The organism is Streptomyces diversicolor, from assembly GCF_057537855.1.
The window spans coordinates 92,198-115,128 of the sequence record NZ_BAAJXA010000027.1; the positions used below are offsets into that span (position 1 = coordinate 92,198).

The window sequence follows — 22,931 nt, forward strand, 5'->3', positions numbered from 1 at the left end:
CGGGTACGTTGTGGTTTCTCGCGCCGTTCCCCGCGCCCCTAACGGGGCGCACCCGCCGTCGTTCGGGTGCGGGGGACGCCCCAAAGGGGCGCGGGGAACTGCGCGACCAGCCACGAACCACCCGCACCCAAAAGACCCGCCGTCAATCGGGTGCAGGTGCGTTGTGGTTGCTCGCGCCGTTCCCCGCGCCCCTGACGGGGCGCACCCCCGTTGGCTGCTGGGCCGCCGGAGGTCAGATGTGGCCGACGCCCGCGCCCGCCTCCGCGTTCTCGCCGCGCTTGGTCAGGAGTGCGACCAGGACGGCGACGATGGCCACGCCCGCGGCCACGAAACAGGCCAGGCTCATGCCGGAGATGAACGTGTCGTGCGCGACCGCGCTGATCTTGCCGACGATGGTCGCGGGCGTGCCCTCGGGCACCGGCGCCACCCCCACCTGCACCGCCTCGGACGCCTGGGCGAGCTGTTCGGAGGAGAGCTTCGGCAGCCCCGCGTCCGTCCAGTTGCCCGGCAGGGCGCTGTCGACCTTGGACGCCATCACGGCACCCAGCACCGCCGTACCGAGGCTGCCGCCGATCTGCATCGCGGCCTGCTGGAGACCGCCTGCCACACCGGACAGCTCCATCGGGGCGTTGCCGACGATGACCTCGGTGGCGCCGACCATGACGGGCGCGAGGCCGAGGCCCAGCAGGGCGAACCAGATCGACATCACACCGCTGCCGGTGTTGGTGTCCAGCGTCGACATGCCGTACATCGCGATCGCGGTGGCGGCCATACCGCCCGCGAGCGGAATCCGCGGGCCCAGCTTGGTGATCATGGCGCCGGCGAGCGGGGAGCCGACGATCATCATGCCGGTGAGCGGGAGCAGGTGCAGACCGGCGTCGATCGGGCTCATGCCGTGCACGTTCTGCAGGTAGAACGTGACGAAGAACAGGCCGCCCATGAAGGCGATGGCCATGAGGACCATCAGCACCACGCCCGCCGACAGCGGGATGGAGCGGAACAGGCCGAGCGGGATCAGCGGCTCCTTCACCCTCGTCTCCCAGAAGGAGAAGAGCCCGAAGAGCAGCACCGACCCGACGATGAACGCCCATGTCTTGCCGTCGCCCCAGCCCCACTCGGGCGCCTTGATGAGCGCCCAGACGAGGCAGAACATCGCGCCGGACAGCAGGACGATGCCGGGGATGTCGAAGGAGCGCGGCGCGTTCTCGGCGCGGTGGTCCTTGAGGATCAGCACGCCGAGGACGAGCGCGATGACGCCGACCGGCACGTTGATGAAGAACACCGACTGCCAGTTGACGTGCTCGACCAGGACGCCGCCGAGGATCGGGCCGCCCGCGGTGGAGGCACCGATGACCATGCCCCAGATGCCGATCGCCATGTTGAGCTTCTCGGCCGGGAAGGTGGCCCGCAGCAGGCCGAGCGCGGCCGGCATCAGCAGCGCGCCGAACAGGCCCTGGAAGACACGGAAGGTGACGACGAGCCCGATGCTGTCGGACAGGCCGATGGCGCCCGACGCGGCGGCGAAGCCGACCACGCCGATCAGGAAGGTCTGCCGGTGACCGAAGCGGTCACCGAGCTTGCCCGCGGTGATCAGGGAGACCGCGAGTGCGAGGAAGTACCCGTTGGTGATCCACTGGACCTGGGCGAAGGTCGCGCCGAGGTCCTTCTGGATCGCCGGGTTGGCGATGGCCACGATGGTGCCGTCGAGGGCCACCATCATGACCCCTACGGCAACGGTGATGAGCGTGAGCCACGGATGGCCGCGCAGGCCCGCGGCCGGGGCCTGGACCGACGGGTCCGACGGAACCCGGTCCGCCTTGTCCCCCGACCCCGCCGCGTCGATGGTGGTCTGACTAGTCATACCTTCGAGGCTAATGACAGCGTCTGACAATTGACAAACCAATTCACAAGTCGGTAACTGTCATGTCACTCACATATAGCCTGAACTGGGAGAACGGTTCGCCCAAGAGGTGGAGGAGGCCCGTGGAGACGCTGCGCGAACGCAAGAAGCGCCGTACCCGGGACGCCCTGCTGCACGCCGCACTCGACCTGTTCACCACCCAGGGGTACGAACAGACGACCGTCGACGAGATCGCCGACGCCGTCGAGGTGTCGCAGCGCACATTCTTCCGGTACTTCCCCGGAAAGGAGGAAGCGGCCTTCGCCATCGAGGAGATCGCCGAGGCCCACTTCCTGCGCGCGGTGCGCGAGCGCCCGCCGTGCGAGCCCCCGCTTGAGGCGCTGCGCCAGGCCGTGCTGGAGGGCTGGGAGACCGTGAACGAGGCCATCGCCTCCGTCGTCCCGGTCGAGACCTATCTGCGCATGTTCCGGGTGATCGAGTCGACGCCCGTGCTGCTCGCCGCCCATCTGCGCCGCGCCGTGGAGACGGAGGACGCGCTGGCCCGGCTGCTCGCCGAGCGCGAGGGGGTGGACGTCGAGACGGACCCGCGCCCGCGCCTGCTGGTGGCCGTGTTCGGCGCGGTGATAAGGGTCACCGGGCGCGCATGGTCGGCGGGCGACGACGTCAGCGTCGCGGCGATACGCGACCTCACCAGGTCATATCTGGACCTGGTGGGACCCGAGCTGATCGGGAGCTGGCGAGCGGACTGAACCCGCCGCGTCCGTCGAAACGTGATACCCGTCACTCGGTTACCGCGAGACCCTCTCGTTCTCCTAGTGTGTCCTCCCAGTGACTTCCTTCGACACCTCCCCGCAACTCAACGTCTGGCGCGCACTGCTCGCCCTGGCCGTCGTGTTCGTGATGCTCGCGACCACCGGCTGGACCGCCCTGCGCAGCCACCGGGAGGCGAGCGCCCTGTCGGCCTCGCTCACGGCGTGGGAGCACGGCAGCGTGCACGGCCACCGGCTGCCCGACCCGCACGCGGCCCCCGCCGTGCTCAGCCGGTTCTTCGCCTCGCTCAGCGCGCAGGAGCGCGTCCGGCTGGCGCACCGGTACCCGCTCGCGGTCGGCAACATGAACGGCGCCCCGGTCGAACTGCGCTACCGCGCCAACCGCATCGCCCTCGACCATGCGCGCGAGGCCGAGAAGAAACGCATGCACGACAACAGGCTCACGCCCGCCGGCCAGCAGCAGGCGGGCCGTCGTATGCACCGCTTCGAGGCACTGCTGACCAAGGGCCGGCACATCCTGGCCTTCGACCCCGCGGGCCCGGGCCGGATCGCCGAGGTGTTCGGCAGCCTGCGCAAGGCGGAGCGGATCTCGGTCGTCGTCCCCGGCGTCGACACCGACCTGCTCACCTTCCAGAAGACGTACAGCCCGTACTCGGCGCCGGTCGGCATGGCCAAGGCGCTGTACTCGGCGGAGCGCACCCAGAGCCCCACGACCCGTACGGCCGTGATCGCCTGGGCCGACTACACCTCGCCCAGCGGCCTCGGCGTCGACGCGGCCACCGCGATGCGCGCCGAGGACGGCGCCGTCCGGCTGAACGCGCTGCTGCGGTCGCTGCCCGGCGCCGCGCCCCTGTCGCTGTTCTGCCACAGCTACGGCTCCGTGGTCTGCGGGGTGGCCGCGCACGGCATGCCGCGCCGGGTGACCGACCTGGCGGTGGCCGCGAGCCCCGGCATGCGGGTCGCGAAGGCCGCGCACCTCGGTACGGACGCCCGGGTGTGGGCGATGCGGGATCCCACCGACTGGATCCAGGACGTGCCCTACCTGGAGGTCGGGGGGCTCGGGCACGGCGCGGACCCGGTCTCCGGCGCGTTCGGCGCGCGGGTGCTGTCGGCTCGGGACGCCCAGGGGCACAGCGGCTATTTCGAGCCGGGCACGGACAGCCTGCGCAACCTGGCCGACGTCGGCGTGGGCGCGTACCACTCGGTGACGTGCGCCCGCGACGACGAGGGGTGCCGGACGGGTCTGACCGACGGCTCGACGGTCGAACGCGCGTAGAACTTGCAGGAAGTGCGGTCTGCTCGGGGAGGGACGGAGGAGCTTGTGCCGCATACGATGAGCCGCATGGGTGACGTGCTGGCCGGATTTCATGCCGCCTGGGAGTTCGAGTCCGACTCCGTGCTCATCCGTTACGAACGGGGGATTCGAACGCCCAAGTTGTTCCAGGCGCTCGGGGAACGACGCGTCCCGCTGGCCGCGCTCGAAGGGGTGACGCTCTCCCCCGGACGGCGCGGCACGGTCGTGCTGCGCGCGGAACCACGGCCCGGCGCCGATCCGCTGATGGAGGCGGCGGACGGGCAGCTCAAGGAGCACAGCGACCCCTACCGGCTGGTGCTGCCCGCCGAGCGGGCCACCCTCGCCGAGTACTACGCCGACGAACTGCGCGCACAGCTCACCGAGTCCGGCCCGGTCGAGCGCCACCTGGTGGCCGCGCCCGAGGCGCCCCGGCACTTCAAGGCGTACGACGGGAAGGCGTCCTTCGACGGGACCTCGGTGCACTTCCGCTGGTCCTGGACGGGCGCATCCACCGCCAAGTGGAAGGCCGGCGACCAGCGCTTCCAGGTCGCCGACCTCGGCGGCGTCGAATGGCGCTCCCCCGAGGTGTTCGAGGGCCATCTGCGGCTGCTGCACCGCTCCCCCGCCGCCGGCCGGACCGCCCAGCCCGACCAGGACCCGGCGACGGTCGTCTTCGGCCTCGGCTACGGGCCCGTCCATGAATCGCTGCCCTTCGCCGCGGCCGTGCTGGCCGCGGTGCGGGCGCGCGGGCCCGCGGCCGCGGTGCCGGCGACACCGCGCCGCCGCGACCCCGCCGACATCGCCGAGCGGATCCGGCACCTCGGGGAACTGCACCGGGCGGGGCTGGTCACGGACGAGGAGTTCGCCGTGAAGAAGGCGGAACTGCTGGCGGAGCTGTAGCCGCCGCGGTCAGCGGCCGGCCCGCTCCCGCTCGAAGTCGCGCCCGGCGTCCGCGTAGAAGCTGATCTTCCGGTCCAGTACGGCGAGGGTGTCCTGGAGTTCCGCGATCCGGGACAGCACGTCCCGGCGGGTGGACTCCAGCAGTTCGTGCCGCTCCAGGAAGGTGTGGTCGCCCTCGCGCACCAGCTCCGCGTACCGGACCATGTCCGCGACCGGCATACCGGTCAGCCGCAGCTTGGTGACCAGGTCGAGCCAGTCCAGGTCGCGGTTGGTGTAGCGGCGCTGGCCGGTGTGCGAGCGGTCGATGTGGGACATCAGGCCGATGCGTTCGTACCAGCGCAGGGTGTGGGCGGTCAGGCCGGTGAAGGCGACGACCTCGCTGATCGTGTACTGGTCCTGGCCGTCGGGGCGCGGGTGCCGGCGGGGTGGGGCGGAGCAGAGGTCGGCGGGGGTCTGGGCTTGCTCGGTGGCCGCGGGCGTGGTCTGCATCACCGTCATGGGTTCCACGCTATGACCTTTGAGCGCACTCCAAGCAAGGGGCTGCCGCCGGCTTGGCGGAGAGGGTGGTGTTGCTTGCCGTGGCGTTCTTCGGGTGCGGGGTGGTGGGGGCGGTTTGGGGGGTTGGGGGGCTTGGGGGGCTTGGGGGGCTTGGGTCGTCTTTCGGGTGCGGGTGCGTGGTGGCTTGTCGCGCAGTTCCCCGCGCCCCCCTGCGGGGCCTCGGCCGTTCTTCGGGTGCGGGTGGGTTGTGGTTTCTCGCGCCGTTCCCCGCGCCCCTGACGGGGCTCAGCCGCCGTTCTTCGGGTGCGGGTGCGTTGGGGCTTGTCGCGCAGTTCCCCGCGCCCCTATCGGGGCGACACCCGCCGTCTTTCGGGTGCGGGTGCGTTGTGGTTTCTCGCGCCGTTCCCCGCGCCCCTGACGGGGCTCAGCCGCCGTTCTTCGGGTGCGGGGTGCATTGTGGCTTGTCGCGCCGTTCCCCGCGCCCCTATCGGGGCGACACCCGCCGTCCTTCCAGTGCGGGTGCGTTGTGGTTTCTCGCGCCGTTCCCCGCGCCCCTGACGGGGCTCAGCCGCCGTCTTTCGGGTGCGGGTGCGTTGGGGCTTGTCGCGCAGCTCCCCGCGGTCCTTCAGGGTGCGACAAATCACGCCAGGTGCGTGCCGTCAGGGGCGCGGGGGACTGCGCGGGCGGCTGCGACGGTGCCGCGGACGGCCGACGGCATGTCGCGGCAAATCCAGCGGAGCGTAGCGTGGGCGGTATGAGTCTTGTTCGGCGGGCAACTCCCGATGATGCACAGGAAGTTCTGCGGCTGCGGCAGGTCATGATCGACTCAATGTTCGGGTCCGACCCGTCCACGGACTGGCACGGGGAGTCCCTGCCGACCCTGCGCGGCCGGCTCGCCGAGCCGGACGGCGACTTCGCCGCGTTCGTCGTGGACCACCCCGAGCGGCCGGGGGCGCTGGCCGCACTGGTGGCCGGCACGATCGAATACCGGATCGGCCGGACCCGCAACCCGCAGGGCACGGTCGGCTTCGTGTTCAGCGTCGCCACCGACCCCGGCGCCCGCCGCCGCGGATACGCGCGCGCGTGCATGGGCGAACTGCTGGAGTGGTTCCGCTCCCGCGGCGCCGCCCAGGTCCAGCTCACCGCCTCCGCCGAGGCCCGCCCGCTGTACGACTCCCTCGGCTTCCGGCCCAAGCCGGACCCTTTGCTGGAGCTGAGACTCTGAGGACCTAAGCTCGGCCGTATGGCGTTGCAGAGTCTTGCGTTGGTCGGTAAGTGGCCCGTGGCGACCGCCGCGGCGGGTGTCGTACGGGCCGACGGAACGGTGCTGGGGACCCACGGGCCGGCCGGCCTGCGCTTCCCGCTGGCCTCGGTCACCAAGCCGCTCACGGCGTACGCGGCGCTCGTCGCGTACGAGGAGGGGGCGATCGAGCTCGACGAACCGGCGGGGCCGCCCGGCGCGACGGTCCGTCATCTGCTCGCCCACACCTCCGGGCTGGCCTTCGACGAGCACCGGGTGACCGCACCGCCCGGGGAGCGGCGGCTGTACTCCAACGCCGGCTTCGAGCAGCTCGGCGACCACCTCGCCAAGGCGACCGACATCCCGTTCGCCGAGTATCTGCGGCAGGCGGTGCTGGAGCCGCTGGGCATGACGGACACGTCGCTGGAGGGCTCGCCCGCGAAGGACGGGGTGTCGACGGTGGCGGACCTGCTGCGGTTCGCGGCCGAGGTGCAGGCGCCCCGGCTGCTGGATCCGCGGACGGTCGCCCAGGCGATGACCGTGCAGTACCCGGGGACCAAGGGCGTCCTGCCGGGGTACGGGCACCAGAACCCGAACGACTGGGGGCTGGGTTTCGAGATCCGCGACGCCAAGTCGCCGCACTGGACGGGCGGTTCGTCCTCCCCGCGTACCTTCGGACACTTCGGGCAGTCCGGTACGTTCCTGTGGATCGACCCGGACGCGCGGGCGGCGGGCGTCGCGCTGACCGACCGCGCCTTCGGCACCTGGGCGATCGAGGCGTGGCCGGTGTTCACGGACGCGGTGCTCTCGGAACTGCGCGGCTGAGGCCCGCCGGGCGCTTCCCGCGCCCTACGCGGCCATCTCCCACAGCAGCAGCTCCGCCCCCGTCTCCGCGACCGCCTCCAGGCCCTGTGCGGCCGTGATGCGGGCCGAGTCGCCCGCCTCCAGGCGCTGCGCCGCGAACCGCAGCGCTCCGCGCACCATGTGCAGGTAGAGGTACGCGGCGTCCGGCAGCGCCGTGCGCTCTCCGGGCCGCAGCCGCCGTACGTGGAGCATCGCGCCGGCCTCGGGGACGGCGTACGGGGTGGAGTCGGCGATGCCTCGGACGATCTCGTAGCCGGGGATGCCGCCGGGGGTCCGCGGGGCCAGCCACATCTGGACGAAGGTCAGCGGCACCGGGCCGTCGTTGCGCTCCACATGGCGGACACCGGCCGCGGAGCTGAGGCGCTGGACGTCGCCCGGGCCCAGCACGGTCTCGCGGCCCGTCGAGTCACGGTGGGTCAGCTCGCCCTCCACGACCCAGGTGACGATCTCGGTATGGCTGTGCGGGTGCTCATCAAACCCGGCGCCGACCGCCAGCCGCTCCTCATTACAAGCGATGAGCGCACCGAAACGGAGATTGTCGGGATCATAGTGCGGACCGAACGCGAAGGCATGCCAACTCTCGATCCCACCCGGCCCATCCCCACCCACATACCGCTCCCCAGCCCGCCGCACATCCATCACACCCCCACGTTAACCCGCCCCTCAAAGGGGCGCGGGGCTGTGTACATATGCGGCTCCGCCGCGCAGGCGCGACCAGCCACAACGCACCCGCACCCGAACAACGGCCAAGGCCCCCCGCAGGGGGGCGCGGGGCTGTGTACATATGCGGCTCCGCCGCGCAGGCGCGACAAGCCACAACGCACCCGCACCCGGTGACGGCCGAAACCACCCACGGTGGACGCCCACTGCCAAGGCGAGCCCCCGGCGACACGTACCGCCGTCCGGATGAGGCAGTCTTGTCACCGTGCCCGAACCAGAATCCCGCAACCCCGACCCCGCATCGCACGGAGTGCACCCGCACTCCGCGACCCTGCGGCGGCTGGAGAAGTCGTCCGGCAGCCTCGCCGCCCAGGCCATCGCCCGCATGGACGAGTCCCTGCCGTGGTACCGGGCGATGCCCCCGGAGAATCGATCCTGGATCGGGCTCGTGGCCCAGGCCGGTATCGCCGCCTTCACCGAGTGGTTCCGGCACCCGGACGCCCCGCAGGCCATCTCGACGGACGTCTTCGGCACCGCGCCGCGCGAGCTGACGAGGGCCATCACGCTGCGCCAGACCGTGGAGATGGTGCGGACCACCATCGAGGTCATGGAATCGGCGATCGACGAGGTGGCCGCGCCCGGCGACGAGGGCGTGCTGCGCGAGGCGCTGCTGGTGTACGCCCGGGAGATCGCGTTCGCCACCGCCCAGGTGTACGCGCAGGCCGCCGAGGCACGCGGTGCCTGGGACGCGCGGCTTGAGTCCCTGGTGGTCAACGCCGTGCTCAGCGGGGAGGCCGACGAGGGCGCCGTCAGCCGGGCCGCTGCGCTCGGCTGGAACTCCCCCGAGCATGTGTGCGTCGTGCTCGGGACCGCGCCGGACGGCGACAGCGAGCTGACCGTGGAGGCCATTCGGCGGGCCGCACGACACGCCAAGCTCCAGGTGCTCACCGGGGTGCTCGGCGACCGGCTGGTCGTCGTCGCCGGCGGCAGCGACAACCCGCTGGCCGTCGCCAAGTCGCTGATCGGCCCGTTCGCCGCGGGACCCGTCGTGGCCGGGCCCGTGGTGCCCGATCTGCTGGCCGCGACCCGGTCCGCGCAGGCCGCCGCGGCGGGGCTGAAGGCATGTTCCGCCTGGCAGGACGCACCGCGCCCGGTCCTGGCGGACGACCTGCTTCCGGAACGTGCCATCGCGAGCGATCCGAGCGCCCGTGAGCAGCTGGTGGAGGAGATCTACAGACCGCTCGAAGAGGCCGGTTCGGCCCTGCTGGAAACCTTGAGTGTCTATCTGGAACAGGCGAGCAGCCTGGAGGGCGCCGCCCGCATGCTCTTCGTTCACCCGAACACCGTGCGCTACCGGCTCCGACGTGTGACAGACGTCACCGGATGGTCACCGTCCGATGTACGATCCGCGTTCACGCTACGGATCGCGCTGATCCTGGGGCGTCTGGCCGATGGAGATCCCCAGTCCTAGCCTTTTGTCGGAGACCCACAAAACCCCCTCGTGTTCTTCGTCCTTGTCCCCACGGGCGGCCCCGGCCGTCCCCAAGAGAGAGTGTGAGAGTGCTCGTACTCGTCGCTCCCGGCCAGGGCGCCCAGACGCCCGGCTTTCTGACCCCCTGGCTCGATCTCCCCGGTGCCGCCGACCGCGTCGCCGCGTGGTCCGACGCCATCGGACTGGACCTGATCCACTACGGCACCCAGGCCGACGCGGACGCCATCCGTGACACCGCGGTGGCCCAGCCGCTGCTGGTCGCCGCCGGGATCCTGTCCGCCGCGGCACTGGGTGACATCACGCCCGACGCCGTGGCCGGACACAGCGTCGGCGAGATCACGGCGGCCGCGTTCGCCGGCGTCCTGGACGACACCGCGGCGCTGAGCCTCGTACGCAGGCGCGGGCTGGCGATGGCGGACGCCGCCGCGATCACCGAGACGGGCATGTCGGCGCTGCTCGGCGGCGACCCCGAGGTGTCCGTGGCGCACCTGGAGAAGCTGGGCCTGACCCCCGCGAACATCAACGGCGCGGGCCAGATCGTCGCCGCGGGCACGCTGGAGCAGCTGGCCGCGCTGGCCGAGGACAAGCCCGAGGGCGTCCGCAAGGTCATGCCGCTCAAGGTGGCCGGCGCCTTCCACACCCGGCATATGGCGCCCGCGGTCGAGGCGCTGGCGAAGGCCGCGGCGGACCTCACGCCCGCCGACCCGAAGGTCGCCTACGTCTCCAACAAGGACGGCCGGACCGTGGGCGCAGGCGCCGAGGTGCTGGACCGGCTGGTCGGCCAGGTCGCCAACCCGGTCCGCTGGGACCTGTGCATGGAGACGTTCAAGGAGCTGGGCGTCACCGCGCTGCTGGAGGTGTGCCCCGGCGGCACGCTGACCGGCCTGGCCAAGCGCGCCCTGCCCGGCGTCCGGACGCTGGCCCTGAAGACCCCCGACGACCTCGACGCGGCCCGGGAGCTGGTCTCCGAGCACGCGCCCGCCTAAGGAGCCGTACCGACCATGTCGAAGATCAAGCCCAGCAAGGGCGCCCCGTACGCGCGCATCCTCGGTGTCGGCGGCTACCGCCCGACCCGGGTCGTGCCCAACGAGGTGATCCTGGAGCGGATCGACTCCTCCGACGAGTGGATCCGCTCGCGCTCCGGCATCGAGACCCGGCACTGGGCGGGCCCCGACGAGACGGTCGCCGCGATGTCGATCGAGGCCGCGGGCAAGGCGATCGCGGACGCGGGCATCTCCGCCGAGCAGATCGGCGCCGTCGTCGTGTCGACCGTCTCGCACTTCAGTCAGACCCCGGCCGTCGCCACCGAGATCGCCGACAAGCTCGGCACGGACAAGGCCGCCGCCTTCGACATCTCGGCGGGCTGCGCCGGCTTCGGCTACGGCCTCACCCTCGCCAAGGGCATGGTCGTCGAGGGCTCGGCGGAGTACGTACTGGTCATCGGCGTGGAACGGCTCTCCGACCTGACCGACCTGGAGGACCGGGCGACGGCCTTCCTGTTCGGTGACGGCGCGGGCGCCGTCCTGGTCGGCCCCTCTCAGGAGCCCGCGATCGGCCCGACCGTGTGGGGCTCCGAGGGCGACAAGGCCGACACGATCAAGCAGACCGTGCCCTGGGACCGCTTCCGGAACGGCGACGTCTCCGAACTCCCCCTCGACAGCGCGGGCAACGTCAAGTTCCCCGCGATCACCCAGGAGGGCCAGGCGGTGTTCCGCTGGGCCGTGTTCGAGATGGCGAAGGTCGCCAAGGAGGCGCTGGACGCCTCCGGCCTCACCCCGGACGACCTGGACGTCTTCATCCCGCACCAGGCCAATGTGCGGATCATCGACTCGATGGTGAAGACCCTCAAACTGCCGGAGCACGTCACGGTCGCCCGTGACATCCGCACCACCGGCAACACGTCGGCCGCCTCGATCCCGCTCGCGATGGAGCGGCTTCTGGCGACCGGCGAGGCGAAGAGCGGCGACACCGCGCTCGTCATCGGATTCGGGGCGGGTCTCGTCTACGCCGCCACGGTCGTTACCCTCCCCTAGGCACTCCGTGCCGGATCATGCGTCCGGTACGGCTCAGCAACACCTGCCGCTGACGCGGCGGGCGCCACCAACCCGTCTGGATATCGAAGAAGGAGCGCCTGACATGGCCGCCACTCAGGAAGAGATCGTCGCCGGTCTCGCCGACATCGTGAACGAGATCGCCGGCATCCCGGTTGAGGACGTCCAGCTGGACAAGTCCTTCACCGACGACCTGGACGTCGACTCGCTGTCCATGGTCGAGGTCGTCGTCGCCGCCGAAGAGCGCTTCGACGTCAAGATCCCGGACGAGGACGTCAAGAACCTCAAGACCGTCGGCGACGCGACCGAGTACATCCTCAAGCACCAGGGCTGAGCCACCGCCCAGTCCCGAGGCTGCAATGCCCCGCCACCCGGCGGTGGCGCCGCTGAATCCCGTATCCGTTGGAGAAAGAATTCCCGTGAGCCCGACCAATCGCACCGTGGTCGTCACCGGTATCGGCGCAACCACACCGCTGGGTGGCGACGCAGCCTCTACCTGGAAGGCCCTGCTCGCCGGCACGTCCGGCGTCCGTCTCCTTGAGCAGGAGTGGGCCGCCGACCTGCCGGTCCGCATCGCCGCACAGATCGCCGTCGAACCGGGCGAGATCATTCCGCGCCCGCAGGCCCGCAAGCTGGACCGGTCCGCGCAGTTCGCGCTGATCGCCGCTCAGGAAGCCTGGAAGGACGCCGGTTTCACCGCCAAGGCCGGTGAGGACGGCTCCGTGAACCCCGACCGGCTGGGCGCGGTCATCGCCTCCGGCATCGGCGGGGTGACGACACTGCTCGACCAGTACGACGTGCTCCGGGAGAAGGGCGTACGCCGTGTCTCCCCGCACACCGTGCCGATGCTGATGCCCAATTCCCCCGCCGCCAACGTCGGGATCGAGCTGGGTGCGCGCGCCGGGGTGCACACCCCGGTGTCGGCCTGCGCCTCGGGCGCGGAGGCCATCGGCTACGCCATCGAGATGATCCGCACCGGCCGCGCCGACATCGTCGTCGCGGGTGGCACGGAGGCGGCCATCCATCCGCTGCCCATCGCCGCGTTCGGCAACATGATGGCGATGTCCAAGAACAACGACGACCCGCAGGGCGCCTCGCGTCCCTACGACAGCGGCCGGGACGGCTTTGTGCTCGGTGAGGGCGCCGGTGTGATCGTCCTGGAGTCCGAGGAGCACGCGAAGGCCCGCGGCGCCCGGATGTACGCCGAGGCGGTCGGCCAGGGCATCTCCGCCGACGGCCACCACATCACGCAGCCGGAGCCGTCCGGCAACGGCATCGCGCACGCGCTGCAGAACCTGCTCGACAACACCGATCTGAAGCCGGCCGAGATCGTGCACGTCAACGCGCACGCCACCTCGACCCCGCAGGGTGACATCGCCGAGGTCAAGGCGCTGCGGAAGGTGTTCGGCGATGATGTCGACCACATGGCGATCTCCGCGACCAAGTCGATGACCGGGCATCTGCTCGGCGGTGCCGGCGGGATCGAGACCGTCGCGTCGGTGCTCGCGCTGGTGCATCGGATCGCCCCGCCGACCATCAACCTCGACAACCCCGACCCCGAGCTGGACGCGGACGTGGTCCACGGGGAGGCGCGGCGGCTTCCCGAGGGCCGTATCGCCGCGCTGAACGACTCGTTCGGGTTCGGTGGGCACAACGTGGTACTGGCGTTTCGATCGCTCTGACGTCAGCGGCTCTTATGTCAGCGGCGTGCTTCATGGCTCGGTCTCCTTTTGCGGAGGTCGGGCCATGCGCCGTTGGGGGATTGGTTGTGTTGCCGGGTGCGGGTTGTTTGTGGCTGGTCGCGCCCGCGCGGCGGAGCCGCATAGGTACACAGCCCCGCGCCCCTTACGGGGCGCTCCTGCGCTGAGGGCGCTATACGACCTGGTGGAGCCAGCGGACCGGGGCGCCTTCTCCGGCGTATCTGAAGGGTTCCAGTTCGTCGTCCCAGGGCTTGCCCAGGAGCTTGGCGATCTCCGCCTCCAGGTCCGTCTCGCCGCGCTGGGACCGGGTCAGCGCCGCGCGCAGCCGGTCCTCGGGGATCAGGATGTCGCCGTGGATACCGGTGACGGCGTGGAAGATGCCGAGGTCGGGGGTGCAGCTGTAGCGCTCGCCCTCGGCCGTGGGGCAGGGCTCCGCGGTGACCTCGAAGCGCAGCAGGTGCCAGCCGCGCAGCGCGGACGCCAGCTTGGACGCGGTGCCGGGCTCGCCCTGCCAGGAGAACTCCGAGCGCCAGGTGCCGGGGGCGGCGGGCTGCCGGATCCAGTCGAGGCTGACGCGAGTGCCGAGCACCCCGGCGACGGCCCACTCGACGTGCGGGCACAGCGCGCGCGGCGCGGAGTGCACGTACAGAACTCCACGTGTCGTCACCGGGACCTCCGGGCTGAGCGGGACAGGGTGCGGTCTGGCTGGGCGGCTGTGACAGGACGGCCGCGTTGATGGCGAGGCTACCGTGCGGCGGCGGGCGGAGTGTGACGTACCGTCCGTCCCGGCGCCAGGAAACGCCGCCATTCACCCAGGGGGACGCTTGTACGGGTGTGAGACGTTGCATGCCGCACGCCGGGAACCCTCGCGCGTTGTTATGGGTTGGGGACCACGACGGGACGACGGCCATGACGGCGCGTCGGCGGCACGACAAGGGGATGGACCAGGGGATGCGAAACCGACGCCGGCGTTCACGAGCCGTGCTCACCGTCGTGCTGGCGGCGGTCCTGGGCGTCGCGGGATGCGAGGCCGCGGGCGACAACTCCCCGGCGCCGGGCGGCACCAAGGCGCGGGCGGCCGTGGTGTGGAACCGCAGCCCGGCCTCGATCGCCGCCGTCGGCGACTCCATCACCCGGGGCTTCGACGCGTGCACGGTGCTCTCGGACTGCCCGGAGGTGTCCTGGGCGACCGGCACCGGCACCGAGGTGGACAGCCTGGCGGTGCAGTTGCTCGGGCGGTCCCGGGCGGCCGAGAACAGCTGGAACTACGCCGTGACCGGCGCCCGGATGCGTGACCTCGCCGACCAGATGGCGCAGGCGGTGACGCGCGCGCCCGAGTTGGTGACGGTGATGATCGGGGCCAACGACGCCTGCCGGGCCACGACGTCGGCGATGACGTCGGTGACCCGTTTCCGCGAGGGGTTCGAGGAGGCGATGGCGACGCTGCGCGCGGCGCTGCCGAAGACGCAGGTGTATGTGGCGAGCGTGCCGAACCTCAAGCGGCTGTGGTCGCAGGGCCGCACCAACCCGCTCGGCAAGCAGGTGTGGAAGCTGGGCATCTGCCCGTCGATGCTGGGCGACGCGGACGCGCTGGACCTGGTGGCCACGAAGCGCCGGGACACGGTGCAGGAGCGGGTGGAGGCGTACAACAAGGTCCTCGCGGAGGTGTGCGCCAAGGACCGGCGGTGCCGCTTCGACGGGGGCGCCGTGTTCGACTTCGAGTTCAGCACCGAGCAGCTCAGCCACTGGGACTGGTTCCACCCGAGCAAGGACGGCCAGCAGCGGCTCGCGACGATCGCCTACCGGACCGTCACGGCGCGGAACCCGTGACCTAGGGTTTCCCACATGAGCGAACTTTTCGGCACACTTTCCGACGGCACCCGGGTCCACCGCTGGACGCTGGAGCGCGCCGGGGTGCGGGTGCGGGTCCTGACGTACGGCGGGATCGTGCAGTGCGTCGAGGTCCCGGACCGGGACGGGCGGACGGCGAACGTCGTGCTGGGGTTCGCCGCCCTGGACGGCTATGTCGCCCATCCGGAGCCGTACGTCGGCGCCGTGATCGGCCGCTACGCCAACCGGATCGCGGGCGCACGCTTCCCGCTGGACGGCCTGGTCTACGCGCTGGAGCCGAACAACGGCCCCAACTCCCTGCACGGCGGGGAGCGCGGCTTCGACAAGCGCGTATGGGACGCGGAGCCGGTCGAGCACGGCGTACGTCTGACGCGGATCAGCCCGCACGGCGAGGAGGGCTTCCCTGGCCGCCTGGAGGTGACGGTGACGTACGCGCTGGACGCGTCCGGGGCGCTGCGCATCGGGTACGAGGCGGTGACGGACGCGCCGACGCTGGTCAACCTCACCAACCACAGCTACTTCAACCTGGCCGGCGGTGGCAACGCGGGCGGGCACGAACTGCGGCTCGCCGCCTCCCGGTTCACTCCGGTCGACGCGGATCTGATCCCGACCGGGGAACTGGCGGACGTGACGGGCACCCGGTTCGACTTCCGCACGGCGCGCAAGGTGGGCGCCGGCTACGACCACAACCTGGTCCTCGACAAGGGCGTCACGGACGTTCCGGTCGCGGTGGGCGAGTTGTACGACGCGGCGTCCGGGCGGGTGCTGACGGTTTCGACGACCGAGCCGGGCGTCCAGCTGTACACCGCCGACCACCTGGGCGATCCCTTCGCGCCCGGCGACGGTCTCGCGCTGGAGACCCAGCACTTCCCGGACTCCCCGAACCGCCCGGACTTCCCCACCACCGAGTTGCGCCCCGGCGCGACGTACCGCTCGGAGACGGTGTACGGCTTCGGGGTCCGGGGTTAGCACCAGGGGCCAATCGACGTCGTTCACTGCGGGTGCATTGTGGCTTGGCGCGCAGTTCCCCGCGCGCCCCTTCGGGGGCCCAATCGACGTCGATCACTGCGGGTTCGCTGTGGCTGAGCGCGCAGTTCCCCGCGCCGCCCCCTACGGGGGCCCGATCGACGTCGTTCACTGCGGGTTCGTTGTGGTTGAGCGCGCCGTTCCCCGCGCCCCCTTTGGGGGGCTGATCGCTGCTATTGCTTCTATTTCTATTTGGGCCTTGGGGTGGAACAGGCGGGGGGTCTCGAAGGTCATGCTGGTGGGTGGGGTGGTGGTGAGGAATTCTTGGCGTACCGCGGCGTATTCGGGGAGGCCGTCCATGTCGGTGAGGTAGGTGCGGATGTTGATGATGTCCGCCAGGGTCGCGCCGTGGGCTTCGAGCAGGGCGGCGATCGTCTCGAAGATGCCGCGGGACTGCTCGGCCAAGGTGGCGCCCTCGGCGATCTGGCCGGAGATGAACAACAGGGCGCTGCCGTCGGCGTGTTCGACGCGGGCGACCTGGGAGTAGTAGGGGCTCAGAGGCTGCGGCGCGGACGCGGGGTTGCCCAAGGTGATCTGCACGGGGCTCCTTCGGAGGGGGCGGCGGCCGGGCCGGACGCCGGTGACGTGACGACGTTAGGTCCGCCTCCGTGATGCGACAAGCGAATGTCTAGCATGGCTGCCATGCCCACCCCGCATGACAAATCGCCGTACGAGCTGCCCGACCTCGCCACGCTGTGGCTGCGCGCGTTCCTGGAGGTGGCCCGTGGCGGCTCCTTCACCGTGGCCGCGCGGACGCTCGGCTGGACCCAGTCGGCGGTGTCCCGGCAGATCGCCTCGCTGGAGTCGGCGCTCGGCGGCGCCCCGCTGTTCGACCGGCTGCCGCGCGGGGTGCGGCTCACCGAGGCGGGCCGGGCGCTCGTCCCGCACGCCGAGAACGTCGCCGGGGCGCTGCACGAGGCCATGCGGGAACTGAGGGCGCTGCGTGAACTGACCGACGGGCGGCTGCGGTTCGGCGCCTTCGCCACCGCCGACGCGGCGCTGGTGCCGCGCGCCCTGGCCGCCTTCCGCGCCCGTCACCCCGGCGTCCGCATCACCCGCGAGGAGGGCCTGACCCCCGCGCTGCTGGACCGGCTCTCGGCCGGCCATCTCGACCTGGCGGTCGTCTCCACGACGGGCAACGCCCCGCTGGCCGCGTACTCCCTGCACCATCTCCTCGACGAGTGCCTGTACGTCGCCGTCCCCGCCGGCCATCCGCTGGCCGGCGCCGGCACCGTCCGGCTCGCCCTGCTCGCCGACGCCGACTGGATCTCCGGCGGGCCGCGCCCCGAGGGCACCCTGCTGGACGCCGCGCTGCGCCAGGGCTTCCGGCCGCGCGTGGCGCATGTCGTCGCCGAGTGGACCGCCAAGCAGGGGTACGTGGCGGCCGGTCTCGGCGTCGCCCTGGTCCCGGCGCTCGCGGCCGAGTCGGTCCGGCCGGACGTCGCCCTGCTGCGGGTGGACGACGAGGGCGCCCCGGCGCGCGCGGTGTACGCGGCGACGGTCCGCGGACGCTCGCTGTCGCCCGCGGCACGCGCGTTCGTGGCGGTGCTGCGCGAGGCCGCCGCCCGGCTGCCCGGCGCCATGGCGTAGACCACATGCGTCACGCGATACTTCCGCCGTCCCGCAGCACGCGCCCCACAGCGACGGAAGGACTCGAAATCCCTTGAAATCCCTACGCGTTCGCATCGGCGTCCTCGGCCTGACCCTGCTCGCCGGGCTCGCCGCCCCCACCACGACCGCCGCCGCCGGCCCGGCCCCCGCCGGCGCCGCGGCCACCACCGAGGAACAGCGGCTCGACCGGGCCGTGCCCCAGGAGATCCTGAAGCGGTCCGGATTCGACACCGTGGCCCCCGAGTTCGCCCGCGCGCTCGGCCGCGCGCGCTCCTTCGAGCAGGCCCGCCGGATCGTCGCCCGCGAGGGGTCCGCGCTGTGGCGGCGGGCCGTCGACCGGGCGCAGGGGCGCGGGCCCGCGGTCGGCGACCTCAGCCGGGACGACGACCGGCCGCTGTACTGGGCCCGGCTGGGCATGACCCGGCAACTGAGGGCGTACCAGCCCGGGTTCACGCTGAGCGAGGACCGACGGGTCGCGCTGCTGGACGAGTTGGAGCGGACCTCGCGCGGGCAGACCGACGTGCGCTATCCCCGCGACAAGAACAGCAAGGGCGGCAAGGGCGGCAAACGCATTCTGGTGACCGGCTTCGACCCCTTCACCCTCGACCGGGACATCCGCATCTCCAATCCGTCCGGGGCGACCGCGCTGGCCCTGGACGGCACGGTGATCGAGACGGCGGCGGGGCCCGCGCGCGTGGAGACGGCCGTGTTCCCGGTGCGCTGGCGGGACTTCGCGGACCAGGTGGTGGAGCGGGCGCTGCGGCCGTATCTGCCGGCGGTGGACCTGTTCACGACGGTGAGCCAGGGCCGGGTCGGACGCTTCGACGTGGAACGCACCAACGGCGCCTGGCGTGGCGGGTTCCCCGACAACGACAACGCGTCGGTGACCGGCACCGTCCCGGTCGCCGACCCGGCGAGCCAGCCGCAGTGGACGACGACCACGCTGCCGTACGCCGCCGTGGTCGCCGCGGACACCGGCCGCTTCCCGGTGTACGACAACACGACGGTCACCGAGATACCGGCGGGCGGCGCCGCTCCCGTCGTACGGCCGGACGGCCCGACGCCCGGCTCGACGGCCCGGGCCGGGGGCGGCGGCGACTATCTGTCCAACGAGATCGCCTACCGGGCGACGCTGCTGCGCGACCGGCTGGGCCTGCACGACACCCTGCCGGGCGGTCATGTGCACACACCGGTGCTCCAGTTCGGCGCCGGGAACACCGACCCGGCGAGCGGTGCCGTCACCGACCCGGAGTTCGTGCGCAACCGGCTGGACATCATCGGTCAGGTACGGGCGATCCTGACGGTGGCGGCGGACGCGACGCTCAGGAGGTGACCTGAGTCCGCCCGGGCGCGGCCGTGTCGTGCGCGGCGCGCGGGTCGTGCCCGGCGTCGTCCGCGTCATCGGAGTCATCGGCGTCCCCGGCGCCCTCCGTGATCTCCTCGCCCCGCAGGTCCCGGGCGAGGAGCGTCGCGCCGGCGACCGCGCCGGGCATCAGGAACACCGCGACGAACGGCACCAGGAAGGCCAGGCCGAGAGGGGTGCCGAAGCCCCAGACCAGCAGCTTGCGGGAGCGGAGCAGGGCGAGGCGTGCACGGAGTTCGACGCCGCGGCGCTGGAGGGCGACCGCGGCCAGTTCCTCGGTGAGGAAGAAGCCGGTGACGAAGAAGCCGATCACCGGTACGACCGTCTGGCCGACGACGGGCAGGAACCCGAGGGCGAACAGGAGGACGCCCCAGACGGCCGCCCGGACCAGGATGCGCAGGCTGTCGCGGGCCGAGACCCACAGGTCGCGCCACAGGGGCAGGCCGGACTCGGGGGCGGTGCCGTCGGGTGACACATCCCGGTCGACCGTCTCGGAGAGGCTTTCGTAGAAGGGCTGGCCGACCAGCAGGGTGACCGCGGTGAAGGTCAGTACGGCCAGCAGCAGGCCCAGGGCGAAGAGCACGGCGGTGAGGAAGCCGCGGAACAGGCCCTGCCACGGGCTCGACCAGTCGTCGGCGAAGGGGGTGGCCCAGGAGACGAAGTCCCCGCCCCAGATCGCGAGCGCGACCAGGGCCGCCGCGTACAGCACGAGGGTGATCAGGCCGGGCAGCAGCCCGAACCCGAACTGCCGGCCGTGCCGGGCCATCCACCGCTGGCCCTTGAGGAGATAACCGAAACCCACCCCGAGTTCACGCATACCGAGACCCTACCGGCCGGCAGGCCCCCACTCACCAGGTCCTGCCTCGCTGTCGCCCCGCGTCGGTCCTGCCGGGGTCAGGGGGTGATCGCCTCGTCGGGGCGGTCCGCGTGGCTCATTCGGTGGAGGAGGTCGCGGAGGGACTGGCGTTCGGTGGGGGTGAGGGCCGCCAGGGGTTCGCGGGCGAAGCGGAGCCCGTCGCGCAGGTCGCGGGCGACCCGGCGGCCCTCGTCCGTGGCCGCCGCGAGCTTCACCCGGCGGTCGGCCGGGTCGGGGCGGCGCTCGGCCAGACCGCGGGCCTCCAGGCGGTCCACGATCCCGGTGACGTTCGACGGCTCGCACTTCAGCCGCTGCGCCAGTTTCCGCATCGGCAGCGGCTCAAGCGACAGCAGGCTCAGCAGCCGCGCCTGCGCCCCGGTCAGGGCGTGCTCACCCGCCGCCTCCTCGTAGTCGGCGTAGAAGCGGGCCACGACGTCCCCGATGAGTTCGACGACCTCCAGGGTCAGGGCGTCGGGGCGGTGGGCCTTCGATGGGGTGGACATGGCCCCCAGGGTAACCGGTTGCTTGACACCATGAAATATTCAGGACCATTGTTGTTTCAGTTCCTGAAGTAAACGGAGAGGCGTTGTCATGATCAACCGCGAATGGCACCTGCTCAGCCGTCCGGTCGGCTGGCCGAAGCCGGAGGACTTCGCCCTGGTCGAGACGGAGGTCCCGACGCCGGGCGAGGGCCAGGTGCTGGTGCGGAACACGTACCTGTCCGTCGACCCCTACATGCGCGGCCGGATGAGCGCGGCCAAGTCGTACGCGGAGCCGTACCGGCTGGACGCGGCCATGCTGGGCGGCGCGGTGGGCGAGGTCATCGCCTCCCACGCCGACGGGATCGCCGTCGGCGACCATGTGCTGCACTACCTCGGCTGGCGCGAGTACGCCGCCGTGGACGCGGCGCAGGCGGTCAAGGTCGACCCGGAGGCCGCACCCCTGTCCGCCTATCTCGGCGTCCTCGGCATGACCGGCCTCACCGCCTACGTCGGGCTGCTGCGCACCGCCTCCTTCAAGGAGGGCGACGCCGTGTTCGTCTCCGGCGCGGCCGGTGCCGTCGGCAGCCAGGTCGGGCAGCTCGCCCGGCTCAAGGGCGCATCACGGGTCGTCGGCTCGGCCGGCTCCGACGACAAGGTGCGGCTGCTGGTCGAGGAGTACGGCTTCGACGCCGCCTTCAACTACCGCAACGGTCCGGTGGCCGAGCAGTTGCGCGCCGCCGCGCCCGACGGCATCGACGTCTACTTCGACAATGTCGGCGGCGAGCACCTGGAGGCCGCCATCGGCGCGCTCAATCTGCGGGGCCGGATCGCGATCTGCGGAATGATCTCCGTCTACAACAACACCGAGCCGGCCCCCGGCCCGCGGAACCTGGCCCGTCTCATCCAGACCCGCGGCCGTATCGAGGGGTTCCTGGTCGGCGACCACTACGATCTCCAGCCGGAGTTCGTACGGGAGGTCGGGCCGTGGGTCGCCGCGGGCCGGCTGAAGTACCGCGAGACCGTCGTCCAGGGCATCGAGAACAACGTGGAGGCATTCCTCGGCGTCCTACGCGGCGACAACACCGGGAAAATGATCGTCAAACTCTGAAACATGGCGCGGGGCGCCCGGGCCGCCTGCGAACACGCGCAAGGGCAGCCCACCCAGTCACCCAGGGGCGCGGGGAACTGCGCGCCCGGCCCCCACGCACCCGCACAAGCCCTCCGGGGGGGCGGCGGGGGGCGGTCGTTGGTTCGGTGCGGCTGCGTTGTGGCTTGGCGCGCAGTTCCCCGCGCCCCTGACGGGGCGACCTATCCACGCCGTGCGCTGAAAAGTCGGCGCGGTACGGTCGTTGGCTCGGTGCGGCGCCGTCGTGGCCGGTCGCGCCGTTCCCCGCGCCCCTATCGGGGCGGCCCTTCCGCACCGCCCGCTGAAAAGCTGCCGCGGTACGGTCGTTGGCTCAGTGCGGCGCCGTCGTGGTCGTTCGCGCAGTTCCCCGCGCCCCTATCGGGGCGACCCTTCGGCACCGTCCGCTGAAAAGTTGCCGCTGTGCGGGGCCGTTGTGGCTTGGCGCTCAGTTCCCCGCGGCCCTGGCGGGGCGCTAGGTGCACCACCACAGGAAGCGGTTGCAGGTGTGGGTGGGGGTGGGGTCGGGGGGCGGGGTGGAGGGGGTCGGGGTCTCGGGTGGGGTGGTCTCCGGGGCGTCTGTCGGGGGCGCGGTGGGCGCCGGGGGCGTTCCCTCCGTGCCGCCGCCCGGCTCCGTGTCGGAGGGGGGCGGGGTCGTGGTGTTCGGGGACTTGGATGCCTTGTCCTTCGCGGACTTGGACGCCGACGGGGACGCGGAGGCGTCCGGAGAGCCCGAGGTGTCCGCGACCGCCGTGGCCGCGGTGCCCCGCCCGGGGCCGGCCGGCCCCCGCGGGTCCGCGGTCGAGCCGCCGCCGTCCGCCGACTCGCCCCCGGCCGCCGCGGGCCGCGGAACGGAGAACGGGGCGTCCGTGCCGAGTTCGGCGAGGCTCAGGCCGCCTGCCGCCAGCACGAAGCCGGCGGTGATGAGCAGAATCCGGCGGCGCCGCCTGCGGTGCGCGGCGGCCTTGCGGTCGCGACGGCTCGCGTCGCCCGCCGCGGCCGGTGCCTCGTCCGCCGCCGCCCGGCCCCGGCCGCGACCACGGCCGCGCCCCTGCTCCCGGCGCCGCGCCGCCCGCCCGCGCGGCTCGCCGGCCGCGGCGTCAGCGGCGCCAGCGGCGTCAGCGGCGTCCTCGCCCTCATAGGCGTCCTCGTGGCCGTCGTGGCTCTCATCGGCGTCGTGGCGTTCGCGCGGGTGCGTGCGCAGATCGTCGACGGGTGTGCCGCACCCCGGGCAGGCGAGGGCGCCGTTGAGGTGCCGTCGGCACGGGTCGCAGTAGTCCATGACGCGG

Annotated in this window: 23 protein-coding genes; 15 read left to right on the forward strand and 8 right to left on the reverse strand. The window is 72.0% G+C overall.

Translation table 11 applies throughout. The features are described from left to right. Window positions 1-232: 232 nt before the first annotated feature. On the reverse strand, window positions 233-1,861 hold the full coding sequence (locus tag AC27LF_RS29140) for an MFS transporter (RefSeq protein WP_479658321.1): 1,629 nt from the start codon (window positions 1,859-1,861) through the stop codon (window positions 233-235). A 122-nt stretch (window positions 1,862-1,983) separates the two neighbouring features. On the opposite strand from AC27LF_RS29140, the gene AC27LF_RS29145 reads away from it, so the two are divergent. The 3 genes from AC27LF_RS29145 to AC27LF_RS29155 all read left to right on the forward strand — a co-directional run bounded on the left by AC27LF_RS29145 (window position 1,984) and on the right by AC27LF_RS29155 (window position 4,825). Beyond that, a complete protein-coding gene (locus tag AC27LF_RS29145; RefSeq protein WP_479658322.1) occupies window positions 1,984-2,610 on the forward strand; it encodes a TetR family transcriptional regulator in 627 nt (208 codons plus the stop codon). Between the two features lie 79 nt (window positions 2,611-2,689). Next, window positions 2,690-3,907, forward strand: coding sequence for an alpha/beta hydrolase (locus AC27LF_RS29150; RefSeq protein ID WP_479658323.1), 1,218 nt, complete (start codon window positions 2,690-2,692; stop codon window positions 3,905-3,907). A gap of 66 nt (window positions 3,908-3,973) precedes the next feature. Next, a complete protein-coding gene (locus AC27LF_RS29155; RefSeq protein WP_479658324.1) occupies window positions 3,974-4,825 on the forward strand; it encodes a DUF4429 domain-containing protein in 852 nt (283 codons plus the stop codon). A gap of 9 nt (window positions 4,826-4,834) precedes the next feature. Here AC27LF_RS29155 and AC27LF_RS29160 read toward each other — a convergent pair whose 3' ends face one another. Then, window positions 4,835-5,323 carry a MerR family transcriptional regulator gene (locus AC27LF_RS29160; RefSeq protein ID WP_479658325.1) on the reverse strand — a complete coding sequence of 163 codons (489 nt, stop codon included), beginning with the start codon at window positions 5,321-5,323 and terminating at the stop codon, window positions 4,835-4,837. A 754-nt stretch (window positions 5,324-6,077) separates the two neighbouring features. Here AC27LF_RS29160 and AC27LF_RS29165 point away from each other — a divergent pair. Next, window positions 6,078-6,548: a GNAT family N-acetyltransferase gene (locus AC27LF_RS29165; protein ID WP_479658326.1), complete on the forward strand. Its 471-nt coding sequence runs from the start codon at window positions 6,078-6,080 to the stop codon at window positions 6,546-6,548. An 18-nt stretch (window positions 6,549-6,566) separates the two neighbouring features. After that, complete coding sequence (locus AC27LF_RS29170) at window positions 6,567-7,388, forward strand: serine hydrolase domain-containing protein (protein WP_479658327.1); 822 nt, start codon at window positions 6,567-6,569, stop codon at window positions 7,386-7,388. A gap of 24 nt (window positions 7,389-7,412) precedes the next feature. On the opposite strand, the gene AC27LF_RS29175 is transcribed toward AC27LF_RS29170, so the two are convergent. After that, entirely contained in the window at window positions 7,413-8,066 is a 654-nt protein-coding gene (locus AC27LF_RS29175) for a pirin family protein (RefSeq protein ID WP_479658352.1), read from the reverse strand. Window positions 8,067-8,352: 286 nt separating this feature from the next. Here AC27LF_RS29175 and fasR point away from each other — a divergent pair, with 286 nt between their 5' ends. The 5 genes from fasR to fabF all read left to right on the forward strand — a co-directional run bounded on the left by fasR (window position 8,353) and on the right by fabF (window position 13,312). Continuing rightward, window positions 8,353-9,558 carry a fatty acid biosynthesis transcriptional regulator FasR gene (fasR, locus tag AC27LF_RS29180; protein WP_479658328.1) on the forward strand — a complete coding sequence of 402 codons (1,206 nt, stop codon included), beginning with the start codon at window positions 8,353-8,355 and terminating at the stop codon, window positions 9,556-9,558. An 89-nt stretch (window positions 9,559-9,647) separates the two neighbouring features. Further along, on the forward strand, window positions 9,648-10,565 hold the full coding sequence (locus tag AC27LF_RS29185; RefSeq protein ID WP_479658329.1) for an ACP S-malonyltransferase: 918 nt from the start codon (window positions 9,648-9,650) through the stop codon (window positions 10,563-10,565). A 15-nt stretch (window positions 10,566-10,580) separates the two neighbouring features. Then, window positions 10,581-11,612 (forward strand): ketoacyl-ACP synthase III, encoded by a 1,032-nt coding sequence (locus AC27LF_RS29190; protein ID WP_479658330.1) that lies wholly within the window; start codon window positions 10,581-10,583, stop codon window positions 11,610-11,612. Window positions 11,613-11,715: 103 nt separating this feature from the next. Continuing rightward, window positions 11,716-11,964 carry an acyl carrier protein gene (locus AC27LF_RS29195; RefSeq protein ID WP_030040115.1) on the forward strand — a complete coding sequence of 83 codons (249 nt, stop codon included), beginning with the start codon at window positions 11,716-11,718 and terminating at the stop codon, window positions 11,962-11,964. Between the two features lie 85 nt (window positions 11,965-12,049). Next, complete coding sequence (gene fabF, locus AC27LF_RS29200) at window positions 12,050-13,312, forward strand: beta-ketoacyl-ACP synthase II (protein ID WP_479658331.1); 1,263 nt, start codon at window positions 12,050-12,052, stop codon at window positions 13,310-13,312. A gap of 190 nt (window positions 13,313-13,502) precedes the next feature. Here fabF and AC27LF_RS29205 read toward each other — a convergent pair whose 3' ends face one another. Beyond that, window positions 13,503-13,997 (reverse strand): DUF3145 domain-containing protein, encoded by a 495-nt coding sequence (locus tag AC27LF_RS29205; protein ID WP_351728916.1) that lies wholly within the window; start codon window positions 13,995-13,997, stop codon window positions 13,503-13,505. A gap of 284 nt (window positions 13,998-14,281) precedes the next feature. Between AC27LF_RS29205 and AC27LF_RS29210 the strand changes: the two genes are divergently transcribed. Next, the gene (locus AC27LF_RS29210) at window positions 14,282-15,160 is read left to right on the forward strand and encodes an SGNH/GDSL hydrolase family protein (protein WP_479658332.1); all 879 of its coding nucleotides are present in this window, start codon (window positions 14,282-14,284) and stop codon (window positions 15,158-15,160) included. Between the two features lie 15 nt (window positions 15,161-15,175). Further along, a complete protein-coding gene (locus AC27LF_RS29215) occupies window positions 15,176-16,150 on the forward strand; it encodes an aldose epimerase family protein (RefSeq protein ID WP_479658333.1) in 975 nt (324 codons plus the stop codon). Between the two features lie 165 nt (window positions 16,151-16,315). Here AC27LF_RS29215 and AC27LF_RS29220 read toward each other — a convergent pair whose 3' ends face one another. Continuing rightward, window positions 16,316-16,747 (reverse strand): RidA family protein, encoded by a 432-nt coding sequence (locus tag AC27LF_RS29220; protein WP_479658334.1) that lies wholly within the window; start codon window positions 16,745-16,747, stop codon window positions 16,316-16,318. Between the two features lie 93 nt (window positions 16,748-16,840). On the opposite strand from AC27LF_RS29220, the gene AC27LF_RS29225 reads away from it, so the two are divergent. Both AC27LF_RS29225 and AC27LF_RS29230 read left to right on the forward strand, forming a co-directional pair. Further along, complete coding sequence (locus tag AC27LF_RS29225) at window positions 16,841-17,797, forward strand: LysR family transcriptional regulator (RefSeq protein WP_479658335.1); 957 nt, start codon at window positions 16,841-16,843, stop codon at window positions 17,795-17,797. A 73-nt stretch (window positions 17,798-17,870) separates the two neighbouring features. Then, window positions 17,871-19,151, forward strand: coding sequence for a pyroglutamyl-peptidase I (locus AC27LF_RS29230; RefSeq protein WP_479658336.1), 1,281 nt, complete (start codon window positions 17,871-17,873; stop codon window positions 19,149-19,151). On the opposite strand, the gene AC27LF_RS29235 is transcribed toward AC27LF_RS29230, so the two are convergent. Next, the gene (locus tag AC27LF_RS29235; RefSeq protein ID WP_479658337.1) at window positions 19,141-19,998 is read right to left on the reverse strand and encodes an EI24 domain-containing protein; all 858 of its coding nucleotides are present in this window, start codon (window positions 19,996-19,998) and stop codon (window positions 19,141-19,143) included. The two genes, AC27LF_RS29230 and AC27LF_RS29235, sit on opposite strands and share 11 nt — an antisense overlap. Window positions 19,999-20,075: 77 nt before the next feature. Further along, window positions 20,076-20,540, reverse strand: coding sequence for a MarR family winged helix-turn-helix transcriptional regulator (locus tag AC27LF_RS29240; protein ID WP_479658338.1), 465 nt, complete (start codon window positions 20,538-20,540; stop codon window positions 20,076-20,078). A gap of 88 nt (window positions 20,541-20,628) precedes the next feature. Between AC27LF_RS29240 and AC27LF_RS29245 the strand changes: the two genes are divergently transcribed. Further along, window positions 20,629-21,627: an NADP-dependent oxidoreductase gene (locus AC27LF_RS29245; RefSeq protein WP_479658339.1), complete on the forward strand. Its 999-nt coding sequence runs from the start codon at window positions 20,629-20,631 to the stop codon at window positions 21,625-21,627. Between the two features lie 490 nt (window positions 21,628-22,117). On the opposite strand, the gene AC27LF_RS29250 is transcribed toward AC27LF_RS29245, so the two are convergent. After that, entirely contained in the window at window positions 22,118-22,924 is an 807-nt protein-coding gene (locus AC27LF_RS29250; RefSeq protein ID WP_479658340.1) for an SCO2400 family protein, read from the reverse strand. Between the last annotated feature and the right edge of the window lie 7 nt (window positions 22,925-22,931).

Bases quoted from the DNA above. Each gene is read 5' to 3' on its own strand.
- AC27LF_RS29225 (WP_479658335.1), top strand. From the start codon at position 16,841: ATGGCTGCCATGCCCACCCCGCATGACAAATCGCCGTACGAGCTGCCC.
- AC27LF_RS29170 (WP_479658327.1), top strand. From the start codon at position 6,567: ATGGCGTTGCAGAGTCTTGCGTTGGTCGGTAAGTGGCCCGTGGCGACC.
- AC27LF_RS29175 (WP_479658352.1), bottom strand. From the start codon at position 8,066: ATGGATGTGCGGCGGGCTGGGGAGCGGTATGTGGGTGGGGATGGGCCG.
- AC27LF_RS29240 (WP_479658338.1), bottom strand. From the start codon at position 20,540: ATGTCCACCCCATCGAAGGCCCACCGCCCCGACGCCCTGACCCTGGAG.
- AC27LF_RS29190 (WP_479658330.1), top strand. From the start codon at position 10,581: ATGTCGAAGATCAAGCCCAGCAAGGGCGCCCCGTACGCGCGCATCCTC.
- AC27LF_RS29165 (WP_479658326.1), top strand. From the start codon at position 6,078: ATGAGTCTTGTTCGGCGGGCAACTCCCGATGATGCACAGGAAGTTCTG.
- AC27LF_RS29245 (WP_479658339.1), top strand. From the start codon at position 20,629: ATGATCAACCGCGAATGGCACCTGCTCAGCCGTCCGGTCGGCTGGCCG.
- AC27LF_RS29140 (WP_479658321.1), bottom strand. From the start codon at position 1,861: ATGACTAGTCAGACCACCATCGACGCGGCGGGGTCGGGGGACAAGGCG.
- AC27LF_RS29250 (WP_479658340.1), bottom strand. From the start codon at position 22,924: ATGGACTACTGCGACCCGTGCCGACGGCACCTCAACGGCGCCCTCGCC.
- AC27LF_RS29215 (WP_479658333.1), top strand. From the start codon at position 15,176: ATGAGCGAACTTTTCGGCACACTTTCCGACGGCACCCGGGTCCACCGC.
- AC27LF_RS29210 (WP_479658332.1), top strand. From the start codon at position 14,282: ATGCGAAACCGACGCCGGCGTTCACGAGCCGTGCTCACCGTCGTGCTG.
- AC27LF_RS29155 (WP_479658324.1), top strand. From the start codon at position 3,974: ATGGGTGACGTGCTGGCCGGATTTCATGCCGCCTGGGAGTTCGAGTCC.
- AC27LF_RS29195 (WP_030040115.1), top strand. From the start codon at position 11,716: ATGGCCGCCACTCAGGAAGAGATCGTCGCCGGTCTCGCCGACATCGTG.
- AC27LF_RS29235 (WP_479658337.1), bottom strand. From the start codon at position 19,998: ATGCGTGAACTCGGGGTGGGTTTCGGTTATCTCCTCAAGGGCCAGCGG.
- AC27LF_RS29160 (WP_479658325.1), bottom strand. From the start codon at position 5,323: ATGACGGTGATGCAGACCACGCCCGCGGCCACCGAGCAAGCCCAGACC.